The sequence below is a fragment of the Allobosea rubneri genome (assembly GCF_032464875.1).
GTDB classification, from domain to species: domain Bacteria; phylum Pseudomonadota; class Alphaproteobacteria; order Rhizobiales; family Beijerinckiaceae; genus Allobosea; species Allobosea rubneri.
Map to the genome: position 1 here is coordinate 70,955 of NZ_JAWDID010000014.1, position 22,727 is coordinate 93,681.

Consider the following 22,727-nt stretch of genomic DNA (forward strand, 5'->3'; position numbering starts at 1 on the left):
GTTGGAGGAAAGCGGGGAGGGCTGGTTCGACATCTTGTTCCCTTTCCCGCTCATTGCCTTAGGTCCGGGACGCATGCCCTTCGAGATCGCCGACGATGCCGGCTTCGATCCAGGCCGCGACGGCGTCGTCGTCGAAGCCGAAGGCGGCGAGCACCTCGCGGCTGTGCTCGCCGACGCGGGGAGCCGGCCGGCGGATTTCGCCGGGTGTTTCAGAGAGGTCGACGGGGATGTTGACGGTACGAACGGTGCCGGCCGTCGGGTGCTCGTAACTGGCGAAGGCGCCCAGATGCTCGGCCTGCTCGAGTGAAGCGACATCCTGCAGGCTGTTGATCTCGCCGGCCCACAGCCCCGCCGCCAGCAGGCTTTCGACCCAATGCGCGGTGCTCGCGGTCGCGGTCTTCGCCTCGATCAGCGCGTGCACCTCGTCCCGCTCGTTCCAGAGGCGCTCGTCACTGCAGGAGGCGAGCGCGGGCAGGTCGAGCACATCGGCCAGGCGGTCCACCGGGTTCATCGAAATGGTCATCCAGCCATCGGCGGTCCGGTAGACACCGAACGGGGCGGGCATGCCGGGATGTGCGATGCCCGATGCCGGGCGCTCGAAACTCTTGCCGAGCGTCAGCGCGAAGAGCAGCTCCTGGCCCTGATGCGCAAGGCAGGCGCGCAGCATGTCGACCTCGATCCTTTGGCCGCGGCCGGTCTTCATCCGATGGATCAGTGCCGCGAGCACGGCATAGACGATGTGATACGAGCAGAGCTGGTCGGCCAGGGAGATGCCGAGCGGCGTCGGTCGCCCATCCTTGCTTCCGGTCACGCTCATGAACCCGCTGATGCCTTGCAGCAGCAGGTCCTGCCCGGGCCGGGCCGACATCGGGCCGCTCGCGCCATAACCGGAGCTCGAGCAATAGATGATCGCCGGGTTGACGGCCGCCAACTGCTCGTACCCGAGCCCGAGCCGCTCCATCACGCCCGGCCGGAAATTCTCGACGACGACGTCGACCTTCGCGGCCATTTCGAGAATGATGTCGCGGGCTTCAGCCGATTTCAGATCCAAGGCGAGGGAGCGCTTGTTGCGGTTCCAGGCGAGGAAATGCGGGCTCTCGCCATTGATGCGCGTGTTGAAGAACGGCGGAAGGCGCCGATAGAGGTCGCCCTCGCCGACACGCTCGACCTTGATGATGTCGGCGCCGAGATCGCCCATCATCTGCGTCGCCAGGGGGCCTGCGAGAAGATGGCTGAAATCCAGCACCGTCAGATGATCGAGAGCGCTCATGACTGCGCCGCCTCCAGGCCGAGACAGCGGTCGTAATGCGCCGCGAGCCGGTCGATCGCGGCCTCGCGGCTGCAGGCGCCTTGCAGGCGCGCGTGGACGATTTCGCCCGCCTCCTCAAAGAAGGGCAGGAAGCCGGGGAAGCGCGGGCGCAGGAAGGACTTGTCCAGCGTTTCCAGCGTGTCGCGGAAAAAGTTCCGCGACTGCTCGTTGACCCGCTGGTCGAGCCAGGCTGTACGGCTGCCGGGCTGACCACCTTCGTCGAAATAGGCGCCGCGCTGGTGGGCGGGATCGTGGACGAAGCGGAGATAGCGCCCGATCGCCTCGTAATCCCTAGCGCTCTTGGTTACGGCACAGCCGGCACCGCCCAGAAGCGCGCCTGCCTTGGGGTCGTGGCCGGGGCCGGCGACGTCGGTGAACAGGATCGGCTTGGTAACGCCTAGGCGCGAAAAATTGGAATAGCCGAAAGCGTAGGGGATGTAGGCGATATCGTCGCTCGTCGACATCGCCTCATAAGCCTGGATCGGGTTCCAACCGAGCGACGAGGGATGGCTCGCCTCGACGAGTTCCTCGATGCGGGCAAGGGCTTCGACCAGAGCCCGCCTGTCCCAGAAGCTGCCGGGCTCATCCCCGAGCGGTTCGCCGAGATTGGCCGTGAAGGTCAGAACAAGGCACATCGCGTCCGTCGGGCAGGCCGGCGTGACGATCGTCTTGCCGGCGTCTTTCGCCGCCCGGGCGAGCGCCAGGGTCTCTGCAAAGGTCTCCGGCACGTCCCGGCCGAGCTCTGCCAGCAGATCGGGCCGGTATGAGGCGACCTGCGCAGCCGCGTCTGTCGGCAAGCCATAGACGCCGCCTTCCCAGTGATAGGAGGCGCTGCTCTTGCCGACGCTGTCGGCAAGCATGGCGTCGACTGCGTCCTTGCCGATGATCGGGGTGATGTCGACGAGGCAGCCGGAAGCGGAGCCATGACCGACGAAGGGATGATCGAGCACGATGAGATCATAGTGCTCGGCCAGAACGTCGATCGGCTGCTCGCCGAACTGCTTAAGGCTGCGCCGTTCCCAGACGACCTCGATCCCTGGGTTTTCTGCCTCGAAGGCCGACACGTTCGCCGCCAGACAGTCGAAGCCGCGAGGATGATCCCAGGAGATGCCGCGGATGGTGCGAGTAGAAGTCATTTTTCCGTCTTGTTGCCTTTGAGGGAAGTCTCAGTCGGGGCGATGGCCGAGCGCGCTGGAAATCTCGCGAACGCCTGCGGCCATCAGTGCCGACGCCTCTTCGATGGGGACATCGAGGTGAACCTGAGGGAGGAACGGAGTGGTCAGTACCGCCACGATCCGGCCCTGATGGTCGAAGATCGGGTAGGTGATGTTCGTCACGCCGCTGACGATGGCGCTGGTGCGCACTTCGCAGCCGCTCGCCCGTATCGCGGCACAACGCGCCTCGAGTTCCTCGCGCGGCACGTCGGATTGCACGGCCATGATGCGATCGAGCAGCGAGCGCTGCGCCGCTTCCGGCTGGTAGGCGAGCAGGACGACGCCGGAGCTCGTTTCCCAGGTCGGGAACTGTGCGCCTAGCCGAACCGAATAATGCATCGGGCTCGGCGAGTTCACCTGTGCCACGACCATGATCTTGAGTTCGTCCATGACGCAGAGATGGCAGGACTGCATCGTGGAGGTCGCGATACGGTCCATGATCGGCGTCGCTGCCGAGACCAGCGCCTTGGTCGGAGGGCGGGTGTGCGCGAGATTGAACAGCATCATGGACAGCCGGTAGCGGTCGCTTTCCGGGTCGCGCTCGATATAGGCGCGGCTTTCCAGGCACTGCATGACCCGGAAAAGCTCGCTGACCGTACGGTCGAGCGCCGTCGCGACGGCGCTCATGCTGAGGCTTTCGGGCGTACGAGCCAGGAGCTCGACCACGTCGAGCCCCTTCTCGAGCGCCGGCACTGCGTACCGGCGCCCACCTTCCCGGTCCTTCTCGACCGCTTCCGTCGTCACCTCACTGGCTCCCGATCGCTGCTTTGACCTTGCTCACCAGATTGGGGGTCCATTTCGGGAAAGCCTTCTCGATGGCTTCCGCACGCTTGGCGAAGGCAGCACGGTCGACGTCCTCGACGATGGTCATGCCGCGGCTCTTGAGCACCTGGATGCTGGAATCATAGGCCTTGGCCGTATCCTCGCTCATCCAGTCGCAAGCCTTCTGGCTTTCCTCGGCGACCGCCGCCTGGTCGTCCTTGGAGAGGCGATTGAAGGCTGAAAGGCTCATCACGATCGGCGACACGTCGACGATGTGGTTCGTCTTCATGTACATCTTGGCGTGCTCGTAGTGCTTCTGGTCGACGATCGCGTTGGGCGGAGCCTCGGCCGCGTCGATCACCCCCTGGCTGAGCGCGCTGTAGATTTCGGGCCAGGGCATCGGGGTCGGGGTCGCGCCCATGGACCTGGCGAGCTCGGTGTAGATGGTGGTCGGCTGGACGCGGAATTTCTGCCCCGTCATGTCGGCGGGAACGCGCACCATCTTGTTGCGCGTATAGAGATCGCGCGTGCCGAAGCTCATGTAGCAAAGGAGCTTCAGGTTGTTCTTCTCCAGCTCCTTCGCCCATTGCTTCGGCATGTCGGTGGCGAGGAAGGCCTTGATCTGTCCGAAATCCTTGAACAGGAACGGGTAGACCAGAACCGAATAGTCCGGGACGTAGTCGGAGAGCACACCGGTGCTGAGCTGGCCGATCAGCGCGCTGCCCAGGCTGATCTGCTCGCCCACGGCGGTGCTTTCGCCGAGCTGCCCGCTCGGGAAGACACCGATCTGCACCCGGCCATTCGTGCGGGCTTCGACCGCTTCCTTGAGCTTCAGGGCTCCCAGATTGACCGAGTGCTGCGCGCCGTTCATGTGCGCGAAGCGCAGCTGGGTCGTCTGAGCCTGTGCCGCGGAGGCGGCCAGTGTTCCCAGGGCGGCCACCGCCGCTGATCTCAGCAGATGCTTCATCGTTTTTTCCTCCCGTGATTTTCGATGATTTGGGTTCGTGGCCAGGCTTCACCGGCTTAGAGGTAGGCCAGCCAGGTAGCGGTCTGCGGAATGAAGATGATGATGAGGCCGGTCACGACGATCGCGACCAGGAACGGCAGGCATTCCCGGAAGAACGGCCCCATTGGCACCTTGGTGATGGCGCAGGTCGTGGCCATCAGCGTGCCGACCGGCGGAGTGATGCCACCGAGCAGCGAAACCAGCACGAAGACCACGCCGTAATGGACCGGGTCGATTCCCGCGGCGGTGACGGCCGGCAGGAACATCGGCGCCAGGATCAGGATCATCGGCAGGCCCTCGATGAAGATGCCCACGACGAAGACGAGCACGCAGATCAGCATCAGCAGCAGATGCGGCTCCGAGGTGATCGCGACGAGTTGCTCGGCCACGGCCTGCGGAATGCGCTCGAAGGTCAGGACGAAGCTGAGGGCTCCGGTCGCGGCGAGCACCAGCATGATGGCGCCGGTGGTCGCCGCCGTGGTCCACATGGCGCCGTAGACCTCCGACCAGCTCGCCTCTCGCGTCACGGCGCAGAAGAACAGCGCGTAGAGGACCGCGACCGCCCCCGCTTCCGACGGCGTGAACATCCCGAGTCGGATGCCGAAGGCGATGACCAGCGGTAGCAGCAGGGCCGGCAGGGAGGCGATGAAGGTCCGTCCGACGACGCCCCAGCCGAGCCATTTCGTGTCACCGCCGTAGTTGCGACGCTTCGCGATGATGTGGGTCGCGAGCATGAAGGCGAGCGTCAGCAGGATGGACGGGACGATCCCTGCGAGGAACAGCGCGCCGATCGACGTGTCCGTGACGAAGCCGAACATCAGCAGGCTGATCGAGGGCGGCAGCATCGCGGCGGTGAAGGCCGAGGTCGCCGTGATCGCCGAGGAGAAGGCGATGTCGTAGCCGCGCCGCGTCATCTCGGGGACGAGCATCTTGGCATCCATGGCGGCGTCGGCATTGGCCGAGCCGCTCATTCCGCCCTTCAGCGTGCTGACCACGACGTTCACTTGGGCGAGGCCCCCCGGCATGTGCCCCGTCAGCGAGGTCGCGAAATCCATCAGGCGCCGCGAGATGCCGCTCGCGTTCATCAACTCGCCCGCCAGCAGGAAGAGCGGGATGGTGATGAGCGGAAAGGGCTGCGTCGCGTTGACGAGGGCCTGCACCACGCCGAGCGGCATCAGGCCGGGCTCGTACATGACGAACAGGATGGCGGCGCCGAGGATCACGAGGGCAATCGGCATGCCCGTGATCATCAGGCCGGTGAAGACGGCGAAAAGACCGGTGCTGCCCATGATCAGGCCTCCACGACGGCGGGTGCAGGCACCCTGGCGAGGCGTGAGAGGTCGTAGACGATCCAGCCCATATAGAGGCCGCAGCCGACCGGCACGGCCGCATACATCCAGGCCATGGACAGCCCGATCGTCGGCATTTCGACCCGCGTCCGGCCGGTCAGGACCCAGGCATACCAGCTGATATAGGCCAGGACCGCGAGAGACAGGATGTGGGCGGCGATCTGCAGGAGGCGCAGCGCCGCCGGTCCGAGATAGGGCGTCAGGACGTCGGCACCGAGATGCGCGGCCTGGGCGGCGCCGCCTGCCAGCGACAGGAAGACCAGCCATACGAAGAGCAGCGACGCGAGCTCGTAGGAATACAGGATCGGCGCGCCGAGCCCGTAGCGGAAGAAGACCGCGACCGCGATCAGAAGCGTGATGGCGATCAGCAGGGCGGCCAGAACGGCTCTGTAGATCCCGATCAGTACCGCCAACCCGCCCGATGTAGCGCGCTCGCTCATGCGCGTCCTCCGTTTTTATATATGAATTTTAATTTTGCTGATGATTATTTCGAGGCAAGACGGGCGTCAAGCCAAATCGAGGTCGCGCGGCGCTATGTGCGGAAAGCTGCTTTCCGGCGCGGGGCTGCATCACGCGATGCTGTCGCGACGCCCGTGATTGCTTGGAGTGTGAAGTCTCGACCTGAGGAGCCCTGAAGAGCGCTGCTGTTTCCCGCTAGCCGGCTGGCCGCCGCAAAACCCGGCGCGCCGGATGCCGCGCAACGGCGATGGCTTGTCGCTCCATCCAGCCGGCGGGCGTTGAATGTCCGCTATCGGAAGTCCGCCAAGGTCGTCTTCTGGCGCAAGCGCGCGAGATTGCCTCGTCTTGCAGCCATGGCGTCAATCGGAGAAACGGCTGCTAGCTAGCGCGGCGCGCCTTGCATCGGTGCAGCGGAATTGACGAGTCGGCGTCTCGAGCTCGGAACGCCATGTCGACATCTCGAGCTATGCTCAGAACCTGTAAGCCAAACTCGCGGTGGCGCCGTGCTTGGAGGCTTCAGATCCGTATTCCCCGTCATATTGCAGCCTGACGTCGACGAACTCGCTCCGGAACAGTTGCAGGCCAGCGGTGACGCGCGCAGCCACTCGGTCGATTGGTGCGCTTAGCGCGAAGCTCTGCCCGCTGAAGTCGCCATTGAAGCCGGCAGCGCCCTTCCAGGTATCGTTCGAGCGCAGGCTGAGGCCGGCTGACACGAACGAGCGCAGCACCATGCCGTTCGCCAGGTCGAGACGGCTGCCGAACTCGATGGCGGGCGTCAGGATCGCCGTATTGTACGACCCGCCATCGAACCGCAGCCCCAGTTCGCCAATGCCGCTTTCCGCGAACGAGCCATTGCGCGCGTGCACCAGATCGAGGTTCAGGTAAGGCCGCACATAGAAGCTCTCGCCGCCAAGCGTATAGGCGATGCGGGCGCGCATGCCCGCCGCATGGAAGCCGGCATCGGCACCCGCAATGGCTGCGAGGGTCGGGGCCATCACACGCCGCTTGACGTCGTACTCGCCGACGCTGCCGAACAGCGCTCCGGTCAGCAACCATGACCCGGTCTGGTACTTCAGGGTCACTGCGCCCTGCAGGCTCGATCCCTGAGCCGAGACGCCGTCGCGCCCGCTGAACCAGTCCGCCTGATAGGCCAGCGACCCGCCGAGCAGCAGGCCTTCGCCGATCCTGCCCTGGCCGCCTATCTGCCAGGCGGCGGAATCGAGGCTCGCCCGGCTTCGGTCCAGATCGCCGCTCAGCGTCGTCCGCTGTCCTCGCGTCGTGACATAGGCGCATTCCCCCTCGGTGAGGAAGGCTTGCGCGCCGACGCCGACGCCCCCGAACTTCGGGCAGCTCATCGAGGCGTCGGCGATGCGCGTGGCGTTGGCGGAAGCGTGCGAGAACAGCGTCATGGCGCTTCGTGGCCCCAGGCCTGCAAGTGCGCTCCGATAGGGTACCGCGCCCTGGCCAGCCACGCTGTCGAGGCCCGCGTAGAATGCTCCGAGCTGGGGTTTGCCCTGAAAGAACATGTTCTGCAGGGCGTTCGCGAGGCCGGCCTGGTGCGATGTCAATCCAAAGCGCGGCGCGTCGAAATGCGCCCCCGTAATCGCGATGTCGTATGTATGGGCCGTTTCCCGCAGCGTGTAGGAAAACAGGGGACTGTCGGGCGCAGCGAGCGAACCGGTGGCCGTGCCGCCGACCTGGAGCACCGGCAGGAAAATGTTCGGCATCGCCGTCGCGAGCGTTGGCTGAACGCTGCCGGCCAGGCTTGCATCGCCGGTGACCAGGTAGCTGCCGCTGCGCGAGTGGCTGAAATCGAGATGGGGGGCGATGCGCCCGCTCGCGGTCTGGACGAGATGCCCGTCGATGACCGAGCGCTGGCCCGGCATCGGCGCGATCACGGCAAAGTTCGTGAGCGTGCCTGCATTGGCGAGAGGCGGGCTTCCGCCAACCTGATAGCCCGTCGTATAGCCGCCGCCATTGAGCCAGGTGTTGCCATAAACCGTGCCGTAATTGGCGACGTTGACGGGGTGCGGCCCGACTTGCCGGATCGCAGTGCCCGACGCGGCCCATACCCAGGAGCCCTGGCCGACCGTGACGAGATTGTTGCGGCCTCCGGCAAGGACGATGCCTGCGCCCTGTTCCCCGCTGCCGCCGGATATGAATCCGGGCGTACGCGCCCCGACATTGATGGAGATGTCGCCGCCGCCGCCGGGACCATCGCTCTGGGCGAAGATGCCGATTCCGTTATTGCCCGAGGCCGTTACGGCCCCCTGGGCCGTGACGGTGACCGCGCCGCCGAGATATGGGGAGCTCGGCCCGCTGGTGGATCCCGCATAGACGACGCCGTTCAAGGCAAGTAGGCCGCCGCCACCGCCGATGCTCTGCGCCAGGACACCGTATGCGCCGGCGCCCGAGACGACGATGTCCGCCGAGGTCGAAACCGAGACCGCGCCGCCATTGCCATAGCTGCGCAAGCTGCCGGGGACGGGCATGGTCGTGGTCAGCGCCGGAGTCTGGCCGGTGCCATAGTTGCTGAACAACCCGCCGCCACCGCCGATGGATTGCGCGACGACGCCATGGCTGCCGACCCCGCTGGTCGCAATGCTGCCAGCGGAGACCGTCACCGCTCCGCCATTTCCGCCGCCGAAGAGGGTTCCGATCTTTGCCAGGGTGATCGCGCCGCGCGAGGTCGTCTCGACGATGCCGCCGCCGCCGCCGATGCTCTGGGCCAGCAGGCCGAATGCGCCGGGGCCCGATGTCGTGACCTGCGGGGCCGAAATGGAGACCGGACCGGCATCGCCATAGGAATAGGCCCCACCGAGATCGATCTGCGCCGTACCGGTGTAGTGACCGGTGTTGGCGCTGGAACCGATGCCGATGACGCCGCCGCCGGCGCCGATCGATTGCGCGACGACCCCGTGACCCGCCTGGCCTGTGGTCGTGATCGGCGAGGGCGAGCCGGATGTCCCGATCTGGACGAGGGACCCGTTGCTGTCCTCGCCGATCGTTCCGAGATCGTTGCCGCCCAGCACATAACTGCCATTGGGATCGAAGGATGCGTCGACGCCTGTGCCCCCGCCGCCGGAAATGCTCTGGGCAAGGATGCCATAGGATTGAAAGCCGGACGCCGGTTCGGCGCCAGGCGCCGCGCCCGTGCTGATGCCGCCGCCATTGAACTGAACGTTGACGGCTCCGCCGAACCGCTGGCCACTGGCCGCCTCCTGCCCGCCGACAAGGACTTTCGCATCGAGCCTGGATGAAACGAAGCCCGTCAGGGCGTTCTGGGATTCGTTGTTGAGGTAGGCGACGGCCCCGCGGCCACCGCCGCCGCCGATGCTCTGGGCGAGCACGCCGTGCGAATAATCGCCCGAGGTCGCGGTTTTGCCGCCATGGGTGACATTCACCGGACCGGCGTTGCCGCCCTGGGTGGAAACGCCGCCGACATTGAGCCGAAGATCTACGCCCACGGAGGGCGCGCTGCCCGTGGGGCTGCTGGTCGGCGGGGCCAGATAGACGCTCGTGGGCATTCCGGCCGAGCCGCCGATACCGCCGCCGCCGCCGATCGACTGGGCGATGATCGCCGGCGCGTCGTTGCCGCGTGTCGTGATCGCCGCATAGTTGGTCACGGAGACGGATCCGCCGGCGCCTCCGCTCCCGTTCTTGGCGCCCACATTCACGTTGGGATTGAGCTTGATCGAAGGCAGCTCGGACTCGTTGGTGCCGGCGACGCTCTGCGCCCAGTCGAGAAGACCTTCGATGCTCCCCGACCCGCCCGAGCCGATGCCGCCGCCGCCGCCGATCGATTGCACGACGAGGCCCGGCGCGCTTTCTCCCGAGGTGTAGATCGAGCCGGACGAAGTGGTTATCGCGCTCGCATCGCCGCCGTTGCCCCCCGCGCCGCCCTGGGCGCCGATGTTCATCGTCAGGCTGTAGCTGCTGTCTATGCCGTAGGAATTGGTGCGGGCATTGCCGACACCGGCATTGCCGCCACCGCCACCGACCGACTGGACCACGACGCCCGCCGCGAGCTGGCCGGCGGTCGTGATGGAGGGCGCCGGCAATCCAATGCTCGCCTCGAGCGAAAATGAAGCGGACGCACCGTTTCCACCGACGCAGGACGACGAACCGCCGGAACATGCGCCGCCGACCGCAAGCGTCGCCGAGACCGATTGCGAGCTGATCGTATCCTCGGGGAAGGTCTGCGTGAAACCGTAGCCGAACGACGCCGTCATCGCCGAACTGTCGCCGCCATTGCCGCCACCGCCGCCGATCGACTGGACGACCGCGCCGTGCGCGCCGTCGCCCAGCGTGCTGATGGTCGAGCCGGTCATTCCCAGCGTCGCATTCGAGGCGCTGCCGCCATTGCCACCGGAGCCGCCGACGGCGTAGGCGGCCGTGATCGTGAACGAGGATGCAGGACCCGCTTCCGCCGGAATCGGCATGGATGCGGCGACGGCGTTTGCGGAAGCGCCGCCGCCATTGCCGCCGCCGCCGCCGATCGACTGGACCACGACGCCATGGCCGTCGAAGCCGTTGCCGTACACGCCCGTCTTGACGCTGGAGTTGGTGAGCATCACCGTGACAGCGCCGCCGGCACCGCCCGACCCTCCCGAGCCGCCAAGGCTGGCGGCTGCACTGAAGGAAGCTCCGACGCTCGTCGCATAGCCGGCACCGCCGGACCCGCCACCGCCGCCGACAGACTGGGCGATGATGCCGATGGCGCCGGCGCTACCCGTCACAGTCGAGAGGCCCGTGGCGTTGACCGACACGGCTCCCCCGGCCCCGCCGGAGCCGCCCGCTCCGCCGACGCTGTACGCAACCGCAGCCGAATTCGAATAGCTGTTGCCGCCGGCGCCGCCGCCGCCGCCGATCGACTGGGCCACGGCTCCGTGCGCCAGCAAACCTTGTGTCGTGATGGCGCCCGACAGGGTGAAGCTGACGTTTCCGCCGGCGCCGCCCATGCCGCCCTGGCCGCCCGACGCATAAAAGACGCCGCCGGCCGTTCCGCCCATCCCGCCGCCGCCGCCGACCGACTGGCCGACGATGGCCATCGCGGCTTCGCCCGACGTCGTGACCGAGCCGCTGTTCGTCAGCATGATTGTGCCGGCGTTGCTGTTCTCGGCGCCACCGCCTCCCTGATCGTAGAACAGGCTGCCGGTCGCGCTGCCGCCGGCGCCGCCTCCGCCGGAGATCGATTGGGCGAGTATGCCTTGGGAATACGAACCGGTGGTCGTGATCACGCCGCTGTTGGTCAGCTGGATCTCGCCGACGGAACCGCTGACTCCCGGCCCGCCGGACTGGCTGGAGAAGACCGCGCCGCTATCGCCGCCATTGCCGCCCATGCCGGAAATCGCCTGGGCGAGAATGCCGCGGGAGGTCGATCCCGTTGTTCTGATCGTTGCGGCGGAGGTGATGCTGATGCCGCCCGAGGCGCCGCCGTGGCCACCGTTTCCGCCATTGGCGACGCCGATGCCTCCGGATGCCTCACCCACCGAGCCGCCCTGGCCGCCGACGCTGCGCGCCGTCACGCCATCGGCGGATGCGCCCGAGGTGGTCAGGCTGACCTGATCGTGGAGATAGACCCAGACATTGCCGCCGGCGCCGCCCTGGCCGCCCGGCGCCGTGGTCGCGTTGCCGGTGTCCACGTGGACGTTGCCGCTCGTGCCGCCAGCGCCGCCCTGGGTCTGCGCCAGAACCGCGCTCGCCCCGTCTCCCGTGGTCTTGATCGTCGCATTCGGGAACAGTTCGAGCGACACGGATCCGGTCGCCCCGCCGGCCCCCGGGACACCGGGAGAGAGATCGCTTCCGGCGGAGATGTAACCGGAGTTTCCGCCTTTTCCTCCCGCGGCGACCAGCTGGATGCCATAGGCGTTCTGCCCGCTCGTCGTGATCGCCAGGGGGCCGGCGCAGCCCAGATTCGGCGTGCAGCTCCGGAATGAAATGCTGTTGGAGGCGCCGGTGGGATCGGTGATCGACAGGACGGAACCGCCCGCGCCGCCATAGCTCCCCGTCTCGTTGATTGAGAGAACGCCATCATGGTCCGAGCCGACGCCGCCATTGCCTCCTGTCGCCAGCATCGCGATGCCCGGGGCGTTGTCGCCATCCGTCATGATCGAGCTGCCCCGGCCGGAACTGCTGAACAGGACATACATGCCGGGGGCATTGGCGCCGGCGCCGCCGCTGCTGAATTCCGCGTTGGCCAGGCCGTTTCCGCCGGCGCCGCCGATCTGATTGACGACAAGGCCCCCGATGCCCTGGCCGGAGCTGTACAGGACCGTGTCGGATACGGCTCCCGTGATGATCCCGGCGGCGCCACCACGCCCGCCGACCGATTTCTCCTGACCATACCCGCCAGCGCCGCCTTGCGACAGAACGCCTACGGCAGCACCTTGGCCGGCAACCGTCGCATTGACCGTGATCGTGCTGTTGCTGAGATTGAAACTCGTGCCGCCGCCATCGGCGCCGGGCGTTGACGACGCGCCATCGTCACCGGTGGACTCCATGTAGACGCCGGTCAGCATATAGCTGCCGGACAGCGCGACCGACGGCTCGAAGGTAAGCCCTATGGTGCTGTTGCTGATGTTCGTGACGAGCAGGCCGGGCTGGCTGCCCGGAGAATGGTTGGCGTTGATCTGATAGATCGCCTCCAGGCTGCGGGGCAGCGACCCGGGCTGCTGCGCCAGACCGCTCAGGTCGACAGCGACCGACGAGCCGGAGACCGTCAAGTTCAGCCCCGTCGCGTCCTGATAGTAGCCGGCTGCGAACCAGCCGGTCGGAACAGGCGGCGAGATCGTAAAGGACGTGTTCAGGCCGCTCACGGTGGCGGTCGGGCCGAGCTCGACAGGGGTCGTATAGACGGTCTGGGCGAGCGTGATCGCGGGTTGCCAGGCGACAAGCGCCGAAACCGTCAGCGGCCCGACGAAGCGCCGCATCCGGTCACTCCCCGACAGGCGCGTAATCGGCGCACGCTCGCCAAATCGACACCGGGCGCCGTCCGTTCCCGCCGGAAAACACGGCCGCTGCGGGGAGGTCTGGCCTTGCCAGCTCGCGACCTTCCTGGTTCAGCGCCGTCGTCATGCCGGACCTCCCGCCGCGCCCTGCGGCCTCCGTAAGATCGGCGCAGATGCCGGTCGCTCGCATCGGCGGAAAGCTGCAGTCAGGCCCTTGGGAGGACACGAAACATTAACCGCCGGGCCAAAATCCTAATATCGTTGCGCCGAGCCGCGCTTGTCCGATTCGATGAAACGGCCGATCCAGCCGATGAACCGGCATTTCCATGGCCGGGCGGGCGCCGCATCGTGGCAAACCGCGCCCGGCAAGGAACGCGATTGGATGCATCGTCCTGCAGAGGCCCGTGCGCTAGCCCCGACCGACGCCTTCGCGACCGGCGGTGGAGCCGCTGATGGTGGTTCCGCGCGCCCGGTATCGTTCTGGCGCGCCAACCTGGCGGCGTGGACCTTCATCGCGTTCTTCGGCCTGGCCTCGCGGCTCGCCGCCTTCAGCGATCCCGCGCTGGCCGTGACGCTGACCCTGGTGCTCGAACCGATCGGCTTTGTCCTGACGGCCGCGGCGTACAAGTTCTACCTGGAGCGGACGAGCGACCGCAGGGCCGTCATCGCCGCCTGGGCGCTGGCTTCTTCCGTCTCCGGCGGGCTGTTGCAGATGGTGATCGCCAATGCGCTCAAGGACGGCCTGTTTCCGGGCATCCCGGCGGGGAACATCGCTGCCAACGACGCCGTGCCGGCGGTATTCTACACCGCGGTCTTCCTCGGCTGGTCGCTGGCTTATTTCTGGATAAGGGCGGATGTCGACGCCCGGTCGGAGCGGGTTCGGCGCAGCGAGGCGCAGGCGGCGGCGACGCGCGCCGAACTGCAGCGCCTGCGCCTGCAGCTGGATCCCCATTTCCTGTTCAACGCGCTCAACACCGTGGCGGCCGAGATCCCGGAGAATCCGGAATCCGCCCTGGAGATGACCCACCGCATCGCCGCCTATCTGCGCTACTCGCTGGATCAGCAAACCCGGCCGGTCTGCCCCTTGAGCGACGAGATCGAGGCCGTGCGCGCCTTCGTCCGCATTCAGGAACTGCGCTTCGAAGGCCGCCTGCGCTGCGCGGTGGAGATGGATCCGGCGGTGCGAGCTGTTCCCGTGCCGCATCTGGTCGTGCAGGGGCTGGTGGAGAATGCGGTGAAGCACGGATTGCGCTCATCGGTCGCGACGCTCGATATTCGCGTGACCGCCCGGCGGGCCGAAGAGGACGCCGTGCTGATCGAGGTCGTGAATCCCGGCCGGCTGATCCCACGCGCCGGCGACCGGCCGGCGGTGGGTTTGGCCAACACACGGCGGCGGCTGGAGCTTCACTATCCGTCACGACACGTTCTGTCCCTTTCGCAGGATGGCGACGCCGTGGTGGCCCGGTTGCTGCTGAGGGGAGATGCATGCTTCGCGTGATGCTGGTGGATGACGAGCCGCCGGCTCGACGCGGCTTGCGGCGGTTGCTGCAGGCGCATGCGGATATCGAGGTGGTGGCCGAGGCCGGCACTGTGTCGGAGGCGCAGGCGTTCGCCGGTGCGCTCCACCCGGATGTGATCTTCCTGGATGTCGAGTTGGCGGACGGCGGCGGCTTCGATCTGGTGGCACAGCTGCTGCCGGTGCCGGCGATCGTGTTCGTCACCGCCCACGATCTCTATGCAGTGAAGGCGTTCGATGTCGCGGCCATCGACTTCCTCCTGAAACCGGTCGACCCGGAAAGGCTGGCCGTGGCGGTTGAGCGGTTGCGCCGGAACAGGCAGGACATGGCGCACGCTGTCTTCGCAGGCGGCGGGGAGCAGGACGACGTCGAGCTGAGCGGAGATTCCCGATCTCTCGATGCGCAGCAGCGCATCCATCTGCGCATCGACGGGAAATCGGTGATCGCGCCGCTCGGCATGATCGCCATGCTTGCGGCGGAAGCCGATTTCACGCGCGTGTTCATCAGCGGTGCGCGGGACTATCTGGTCTGCCGGCTGCTGCGGCATTTCGAGGCTCAGTTGCCGACGCCGCCCTTTGTCCGTGTCAGCCGCTCGCTGATCGTCAACCTGAACCAACTGCAACGGGTGGAGTGGCAGGAAGCCGGGCGTTGCAACCTGTCCTTGGGCAGCGACCTCGAACCGGTCGCGCTTGGGCGGGTCGCGGCGCGGCGGCTCCGTCAGTGTCTCGCCAGCCATCGCTTGATCAATGTCTAGCCGGGGCAGGAGGCCTGCCCAGGGGGCCCGTCCTGGCACGGTTCCCGCTCCGTCGCGGTCGCTTCGGCAGCTCGCTGGATATGACCGGCGCAATGGGCGTTGCGGCCTCCCTGGTATACTGCGCAGATCGAGTTGGGGGCTGGGAAAGCTCGGATTTTAACGAATAACTAAGGAAACATGACCACAGCTTACTGCATACTGCCGAGAATTTGAGCGCGGGCCTATTTTAATGCCTCTTATTTTCAGAGTGAATTTCCCGACGAAACATGTGCGCCGTCCGGGCGTCGGAGCTCGCCGCCGAGGCTGTCGCCATCTGTTCGAATCGACGGCGCCCTTGGCTCTGGCGCTCGCGACCGCAGGCGCGTCGCCGGCTCTGGCGCAGGTGACCCTCAACGGCAACAACAACCCGTCGATTGTCGGGGCCATCGATCCCGGCACCGATCTGCGGATCGGCGATGGCGGTATCGGCACGATGACGATCGCAGGCGGGTCCCAGGTCACCAATGCTGCGGGTTACGTTGGCCTGTCCGCGGGAGACCAGGGCGGGGTGACGGTGACCGGCCTGAACAGCCTGTGGACCAATACGGGCCAGCTCACGGTCGGGGACGATGGAATCGGACGGCTGAGCATCCTCGCCGGAGGCAGGGTCACGAGCGTCGGCGAAAGCTATATCGGCGTCAATGGCAATGGCGACGGCGAGGTTCTGGTGACCGGGACGGGCTCGTCCTGGGAGAATGCCGGACGGCTCAATCTCGGCGCTTTCGGCATCGGGAAACTGCGTATCGAGGCCGGCAGCACGGTCTCGAACGCCGATGGCCTTGTCGGCGACTCTGCGCGCGGCGAGGTTGTCGTGACCGGTTCGGAAGCGAAGTGGGAGAATTCGGGGCAGCTCACCATCGGCAGTTACGGCAGCGGGACCCTGCTTATCGAGAACGGCGCCATGGTGACCAGCAATCAGGGCTATATCGGCGCCGGCCCGCCAGCCGATGGCGATGTCGTCGTGACCGGGACGGGGTCGAGATGGATCGCAGCGACCAACATCAACATCGGAAACTATGGGATCGGCTCGCTCACGGTTGAAGACGGCGCCCGCGTGCGGGCCGATCACGGAATTGAGCTCGGTATCTCCGATGGGCTCGCCAGAGGCACCCTGACTTTACGGGGCACCGCCGGGGCTCGCGGCGTCCTGGAAACCGTTCGGATCGCGGGTGGTCTGGGGACGGCGAATGTCACCATCGACGGCGGCATCCTGCGCCCGATCTCCAACAATTCGGATTTCATCAGAGGCTTTGGCACGCAGGTGGTCACCCTGGCCGCAGGCGGCGCCACCGTCGCGACGGACGGCCACGATATCGGCATTGCCCCGGTGCTGGCCGGATCGGGCGGCCTGCTCAAGGCCGATGCGGGCACGCTGACCCTGACCGGTGCGAACACCTATGCGGGCGCGACCGACGTCGTCGCGGGCACGCTCCTCGTGAACGGGAACCAGAGTGGTGCGACGGGCCTGACCAGCGTCGCGAACGGCGCGACGCTCGGTGGCATCGGTACGATCGGCGGCAATGTCGCTGTCGGCAATGGCGGCATCCTGGCGCCCGGCACCAGCCCTGGCACCTTGACCATCAACGGCAATCTCGCGCTGGCCGCCGGCTCGGTGCTCGCCTACGAGTTCGGCCAGGCCGATACCGTCGGCGGCGCGCTCAACGATCTCGTCATCGTCGGCGGCAATCTCACGCTCGACGGCACGATCAACGTTTCCGTGCCGACCGGCGGCAGCTTTGGCCTCGGCACCTACCGGGTGTTCTCCTATGGCGGCTCGCTGACCGACAACGGCCTTGCACTGGGCAGCATGCCCGTGGGCAGCAACGTCTCGGTGCAGACCTCGATCGCCAACCAGGTGAACCTGGTCAACGCGCCGCTGGTCGGCCTGACCTTATGGGACGGCGCGGCCGGTCCGAAATCCAACGGCGTCATCAATGGCGGCGATGGCACCTGGCACCTCGGTGGCATCGACAACAACTGGACCGAGCTGACAGGGGCGAGCAACGCGTTCTATCTCAACGGCAGCTTCGCCGTCTTCGCCGGCGCGCCGGGAACGGTGACGATCGATAACGCTCTAGGCACTGTCACGGCCTCGGGACTGCAATTCGCCAGCGACGGCTATCGCGTCACCGGAGAGACGCTCACCCTGCTCGGCCCGCAAACCACGATCCGCGTCGGCGACGGCACCGCGCTGGGGGCAGGCTTCACCGCCACGATCGCGGCCGAACTGACCGGCGCCACCCAGCTGGTCAAGACCGATCTCGGTACACTCGTTCTCACCGGCAGCAACAGCTATACCGGCGGAACCGCCATCAATGGCGGCACGGTCCGCATCGCCTCCGACGCGAACCTCGGCGCCGCCTCGGGCGGCCTGTCCTTCCATGGCGGCACGCTCAACACAGCCGCCAACATCACCTCGGGCCGCAGCGTCACCCTGCTGGGTACGGGCACTTTCCTGACCGACGCCGGCACGACGCTGGTGCTGGGCGGCGGCGTGGCCGGAGGCGGCGCCCTCGCCAAGGATGGGCTGGGCACCCTCGTCCTCGCCGGGGATGCGACGCAGGCCGGCGGCAGTACGATCCGCTCCGGCACGCTGCAGATCGGCACTGGCGGCACCTCCGGCAGCCTGCGCGGGAACGTCGTTAACGATGGCGCGCTCGCCTTCAACCGCTCCGACAGCATCAGCTTCGACGGCCGGATCAGCGGTACCGGCCGTCTTGCTCAGCTAGGCGCGGGCGCCACGACCTTGACGGGCCTGAGCAGCCATAGCGGCGCTACCGATGTGTTCGCCGGAACCCTGGTCGTCGACGGCGCGATCGCGAACTCGCCCGTACTGGTCCATGGCGGCGCCAGGCTGGCGGGCGGGGGCACCGTCGGCGCGACGACGGTCGCCACAGGCGGCACGATCGCACCGGGCGGTAGCCTGGGCACGCTCTCGGTCAACGGCGCCTATCTCCAGCAGGCCGGCGCAGTCTATCAGGTCGAGGTCGATCCGGGCTCGGCGGCCTCCGACCGCATCGCCGTCAACGGCACCGCGACCCTTGACAGCGGTGCGGTCATCGCCGTCACGAAGACGGCCGCCGCGCCCTACAGGCTCGGCACCCGCTATACCGTTCTGAGCACGACCAACGGCCTGCGCGGAACCTTCGACCTGACCGGCGAGACCGATCTCACCGCCTTCATCCGGCTCGCCGCTGCCTATGATGCCAACAACGCTTATCTTGTGACGCAGCAGAGCCGGACGATCGCCTCCGTGGGCGGGACGCCGAACCAGGTCGCCACCGGCACGGGCATCGACCCAGCTCCGCCGGGCAATCTGGTGACCACAGCGGTCCTCAACCTGCCCGACGAGGCGGCCGCGCGCGGCGCGCTCGACCAGCTCTCGGGCGAGCTTCATGCCTCCGTCCGGACGGCGACGCTCGAGACCAGCCATTTCGTGCGCGATGCCGCGACCGACCGCGTCCGTACCGCCTTCTGCGGCGTGGCGGCGGAGGCTTCACGCACCGGCCAGCGGGCGGAAGGCACGCGCCGCTCGCCGGGCGAGTGCGGCGCAACGGACCGCCTGACAGTGTGGGGCCAGGCCTTCGGCTCGTGGGGCTCGACGTCCAGCAACGGCAATGCCGCGAAGATGGATCGCGCGACGGGCGGGTTCTTCGTCGGCGCGGACGCCCCGGTCTTCGATACCTGGCGCTTCGGCATGCTGGCCGGCTACAGCCGCAACGATATTCGCGTCGATGGGCGGATCTCCTCGGCCACGAGCGACGATTACCATCTCGGCGTCTATGGCGGCACGCAATGGGGCCGTCTTGGCCTGCGCGCCGGCGCGAGCCACACCTGGCAGGACATCGGCACCAGCCGGGCCGTCGGGTTCGCGGGCTTCGGCCAGGGCCTTGCCGCCGATTACCGGGCTGGCGTGACTCAGGCCTTCGGCGATCTCGGCTACCGGCTCGATGCCGGAGGGTTCGCGCTCGAGCCGTTTGCGAGCCTCGCCTATGTGCGGCTCGACAGCGACGGCTTCAGCGAGCGCGGCGGGGCGGCGGCTCTGGCGAGCCCGGGCAATACCGGCGACACGCTGTTCACCACCGTCGGGCTGCGGGGCTCGACGGTTTTCAGCCTGGGCGGGATCGACATCCTCGCTCGCGGCTCGGTCGGTTGGCGCCATGCCTTCAGCGACACGACGCCGATCGCGACGCTGGCCTTCGCCGGCGGCCCGCTTTTCGGCATCGCGGGTACGCCGATCGCCCGCAACGCAGCGATCGTCAATGCGGGCTTCGAGGTCGATATCAGCGAGACGGCGACGCTCGCGGTCTCCTATGGCGGACAGTTCTCGAACGAAACGATCGATCAATCCCTACGCGGAACGTTCAGTCTCAAATTCTGAGGCTCCTCGCCGACCTCAAGCAGGACCGACAGAAAGTCTGCCGGCGTGCATGCCGATGATCAAACTGGAGGCCGCGATACTGGCGGTTGATGCTCGGTTCTGTGCTGATGTCGCGGCGATCATATCAGTTTTGCTGTCTAGTGCCGTCCGATCTGGGCGTGCATTGTGCTCTTATACACGCAATGCCAGTGCAATCCGCCTGATGAACGTCGGTTAACGATGCCGTTCATCCCTTGTTGATGCTTGGTGGGCTTCAATAGGGACGTAAGGAGAGATGCTATGCGTAAACTATTGATCCTCGCGGCCTTTGCCATCGGTGGCGGTGTTTCCGCTCCGGCAATGGCATCCGAGGCGCTGCCCCAGCCTCTCGCGCGGCAGTTGGACGGGCTGGCGGCGGAATTCACCATGTCGGCCGCCAAGGAGCGGCGCCTGTACATGATGCAGGAACTGACGCGTCAGCAGCAACAGCAGGGGCGCGGCCAGCCGGGACCCAACCGTGGCTACGCACCGGGGCCGCGTCCTGGCTACGGCCCGGGCTATGCTCCGCCCCCCGGCTATGGCCCGCGACCGGGCTATGGACCGCCGCGCGGCTATGGCCCGCGTCGTGACTACGGGCCGCCGCGGGGCTACCGCAACGACTACGACTACCGCTATCAGCGCTACTGACGTCGTTTCCTCGCCGGCAGGTGCCGGCGTCGCTTCTCGCAAGACTGTCGCCGCGGGCGCGCGGAAACGGCTTCGGCCAGTTTCCGCGCGCCCGTTTTCGATCTTGGGCGCGGATCGCTCTTATGGCCAGCGGGCAAGGGCCGGTGAACGAAGCGACGCAATTCCGCTGGAACGCCGGCGCCTCAGTTCAGCCGGTCCTTTTCTTCAAGGTCCGCCATGGCTGCCGCGACGCCGCCGCTGCGATGCGGGACGCCGGCTGCCGCCAGCCCCATTTCCACGCCTGACAGGGCGCCGAGCAGAGCAAGCTCGTTGCATTCGCCGAGATGGCCGATGCGGAAGACCTTGCCCGCGACCTTGCCGAGTCCGGAGCCGAGCGAGATGTTGTACTTCTCCAGCGCGATCTTGCGGAAGCGATCGGCGTCATGGCTCGGCGGCATCAGCACGGCGGTCAGCACCGGGGAATGCTCGTCCGGGTTCTCGCAGAGCACTTCCAGCCCCCAGGCCTTGACCGCGGCGCGGCAGGCGCTGGCGAGGCGCTGGTGGCGGGAAAAGACCTCGTCCAGCCCTTCCTCCTGCAGCATGGCGAGCGCCTCCTTCAGCCCGTAGAGGAGGTTGGTCGCGGGCGTATAGGGGAAGAAGCCGCCGGCATTGATCTTGATCATCTCCTCCCAGTCCCAGAAGGAGCGCGGCAGCGTGTTGGTCTTCGACGCCGCGCGCGCCTTTTCCGAGACGGCGTTGAAGCCGAGGCCGGGCGGCAGCATCAGCCCCTTCTGCGAGCCGGAGACGGTGACGTCGACCTGCCACTCGTCATGGCGATAGTCGACCGAGGCCAGCGACGAGATCGTGTCGACCATGAACAGGGCAGGGTGGCCGGCGGCGTCGATCGCCTTGCGGATCTCGGCGACGCGGCTGGTGGCGCCGGTCGAGGTCTCGTTATGGACGACCATCACCGCCTTGATCTTGCGGGCCTTGTCCTCGGCGAGCCTGGCCTCGATCGCGGCCGGATCGGCGCCGCGACGCCAGTCGCCCGGGATGAACTCGACCTCGACGCCGAAGCGCGTGGCGATGTTCTTCCACAAGGTCGCGAAATGGCCGGTCTCGGCCATCAGCACGGTGTCGCCGGGCGAGAGCGTGTTGACGATCGCCGCTTCCCAGGCGCCTGTGCCGGAGGAGGGGTAGATTACCACCGGCTGCTTCGTCTTGAAGACCGCCTTGCTGCCCTCGAGCACGTGCTTGCCGAGCGCGGCGAATTCGGCGCTGCGGTGGTCGATGATCGGCATCGCGATGGCGCGCAGGATCCGGTCCGGAATCGGGCTCGGGCCGGGAATATGCAGGAAATGCCGACCCTGTTGTGCGCTCATGATGCTATCCTCTTCCAACCCGTCTGATCCGGCTGCAAGCCCGCGCCGTGAGGTCGGGTTTCATTTTGCATTCATTTTTTTCTTTGGCAATCACTGGATCGTGCTCATTTTGGTTCCGTGGGGCCTCGACAGCGCTATGTCGTTGAACTAGCGATTGTTCATGACGAGTATGGTTCTGGATGCGCGCAAAGACGGTGTGGCGGAGGCTGGCCCGGGCGAGACTGCCGTGGGAGAGGCTGCGCGCGTGCCGGTTTCGCTGCATGGCGAGTTGCTGGCGGCGCTGCGCGACTACCTCGTCGAGGGCAATCTTGCCGATGGTGCGCGCGTTCCCGAAAGACTGCTCTGCGACCGTTTCGGGATCTCGCGGACGCCGCTGCGCGAGGCGCTCAAGGTTCTCGCCGCCGAGGGGTTGATCGAGCTTCTGCCCAATCGCGGCGCGCGCGTGCGGGCGCTCAATGCCGACGATCTGCGCGAGCTTTTCGATGTGATGGGTGGCCTCGAATCCCTTGCCGGGCGGCTCGCCTGCGAGCGCGTCAGCGACGAGGAGGTCGCGGAGATCGAGCGGGTCCATCACGAGATGTACCGCTTCTATTTGCGCCGCGACATGCACGGTTACTTCCAGTGCAATCAGGAGATCCACCGCATGATCGTCGCGGCGGCGGGCAATGCGACGCTGGCCGCGACCTATGCCAGCTTCGCGGGCCGTATCCGGCGGGTGCGCTATTCGGCCAATCTCGCCACCGATCGCGACCGCTGGGGCGAAGCGATGCGCGAGCATGAAGCGATCCTCGACGCTTTGCGACGCCGCGCCGGCAGCGAGCTCAGCGACATCCTGTTCATGCATCTGCGCAACAAACGCAAGGCTGCCGAGCAGCGCAGCGTGAGCGAGGCGGCGGAGGCGGAGTCCGAAGGCTGAAGCTCTGCGCGCCTCGGCGCGCTTGCCGCTCCCAAGTGGCTTGA

General features: G+C 66.9%; 13 protein-coding genes and 2 pseudogenes. 7 read left to right on the top strand and 8 right to left on the bottom strand.

The genetic code is table 11. From position 1 onward, the window contains the following. Positions 1-58 precede the first annotated feature (58 nt). The 7 genes from RKE40_RS11700 to RKE40_RS11730 form a co-directional block, all read right to left on the bottom strand. On the bottom strand, positions 59-1,270 hold the full coding sequence (locus tag RKE40_RS11700) for a CaiB/BaiF CoA transferase family protein (RefSeq protein WP_316018421.1): 1,212 nt from the start codon (positions 1,268-1,270) through the stop codon (positions 59-61). Continuing rightward, positions 1,267-2,445, bottom strand: coding sequence for an extracellular solute-binding protein (locus RKE40_RS11705; protein WP_316018422.1), 1,179 nt, complete (start codon positions 2,443-2,445; stop codon positions 1,267-1,269). The genes RKE40_RS11700 and RKE40_RS11705 overlap by 4 nt, the downstream gene beginning before the upstream one ends. Positions 2,446-2,475: 30 nt before the next feature. Next, positions 2,476-3,267 (bottom strand): IclR family transcriptional regulator, encoded by a 792-nt coding sequence (locus RKE40_RS11710; RefSeq protein WP_316018423.1) that lies wholly within the window; start codon positions 3,265-3,267, stop codon positions 2,476-2,478. A gap of 1 nt (position 3,268) precedes the next feature. Beyond that, a complete protein-coding gene (locus RKE40_RS11715) occupies positions 3,269-4,252 on the bottom strand; it encodes a TRAP transporter substrate-binding protein (protein WP_316018424.1) in 984 nt (327 codons plus the stop codon). Positions 4,253-4,308: 56 nt separating this feature from the next. Next, entirely contained in the window at positions 4,309-5,580 is a 1,272-nt protein-coding gene (locus RKE40_RS11720) for a TRAP transporter large permease (protein ID WP_316018425.1), read from the bottom strand. Between the two features lie 2 nt (positions 5,581-5,582). After that, positions 5,583-6,080: a TRAP transporter small permease gene (locus RKE40_RS11725; protein ID WP_316018426.1), complete on the bottom strand. Its 498-nt coding sequence runs from the start codon at positions 6,078-6,080 to the stop codon at positions 5,583-5,585. Positions 6,081-6,569: 489 nt separating this feature from the next. Then, positions 6,570-13,031 (bottom strand): autotransporter outer membrane beta-barrel domain-containing protein, encoded by a 6,462-nt coding sequence (locus RKE40_RS11730; protein ID WP_316018427.1) that lies wholly within the window; start codon positions 13,029-13,031, stop codon positions 6,570-6,572. A gap of 295 nt (positions 13,032-13,326) precedes the next feature. On the opposite strand from RKE40_RS11730, the gene RKE40_RS11735 reads away from it, so the two are divergent. The 6 genes and pseudogenes from RKE40_RS11735 (at position 13,327) to RKE40_RS11750 (ending at position 20,406) form a co-directional block, all read left to right on the top strand. Next, positions 13,327-14,547 (top strand): sensor histidine kinase, encoded by a 1,221-nt coding sequence (locus RKE40_RS11735; protein ID WP_316018428.1) that lies wholly within the window; start codon positions 13,327-13,329, stop codon positions 14,545-14,547. Beyond that, the gene (locus tag RKE40_RS11740) at positions 14,535-15,320 is read left to right on the top strand and encodes a LytR/AlgR family response regulator transcription factor (RefSeq protein WP_316018429.1); all 786 of its coding nucleotides are present in this window, start codon (positions 14,535-14,537) and stop codon (positions 15,318-15,320) included. The genes RKE40_RS11735 and RKE40_RS11740 overlap by 13 nt, the downstream gene beginning before the upstream one ends. 472 nt (positions 15,321-15,792) lie before the next feature. Then, positions 15,793-16,407 (top strand): annotated as a pseudogene (locus tag RKE40_RS29830) (autotransporter outer membrane beta-barrel domain-containing protein); the annotation flags it as partial. A 279-nt stretch (positions 16,408-16,686) separates the two neighbouring features. Next, positions 16,687-17,052, top strand: a pseudogene (locus RKE40_RS29835) (autotransporter-associated beta strand repeat-containing protein); the annotation flags it as partial. Positions 17,053-17,115: 63 nt separating this feature from the next. Further along, complete coding sequence (locus RKE40_RS29840) at positions 17,116-19,740, top strand: autotransporter outer membrane beta-barrel domain-containing protein (protein ID WP_449248811.1); 2,625 nt, start codon at positions 17,116-17,118, stop codon at positions 19,738-19,740. A gap of 279 nt (positions 19,741-20,019) precedes the next feature. After that, on the top strand, positions 20,020-20,406 hold the full coding sequence (locus tag RKE40_RS11750; protein WP_316018431.1) for a hypothetical protein: 387 nt from the start codon (positions 20,020-20,022) through the stop codon (positions 20,404-20,406). 182 nt (positions 20,407-20,588) lie between these two features. On the opposite strand, the gene RKE40_RS11755 is transcribed toward RKE40_RS11750, so the two are convergent. After that, complete coding sequence (locus RKE40_RS11755; protein ID WP_316018432.1) at positions 20,589-21,767, bottom strand: pyridoxal-phosphate-dependent aminotransferase family protein; 1,179 nt, start codon at positions 21,765-21,767, stop codon at positions 20,589-20,591. A 160-nt stretch (positions 21,768-21,927) separates the two neighbouring features. Between RKE40_RS11755 and RKE40_RS11760 the strand changes: the two genes are divergently transcribed. Continuing rightward, a complete protein-coding gene (locus RKE40_RS11760; RefSeq protein WP_316018433.1) occupies positions 21,928-22,683 on the top strand; it encodes a GntR family transcriptional regulator in 756 nt (251 codons plus the stop codon). Positions 22,684-22,727 lie beyond the last annotated feature (44 nt).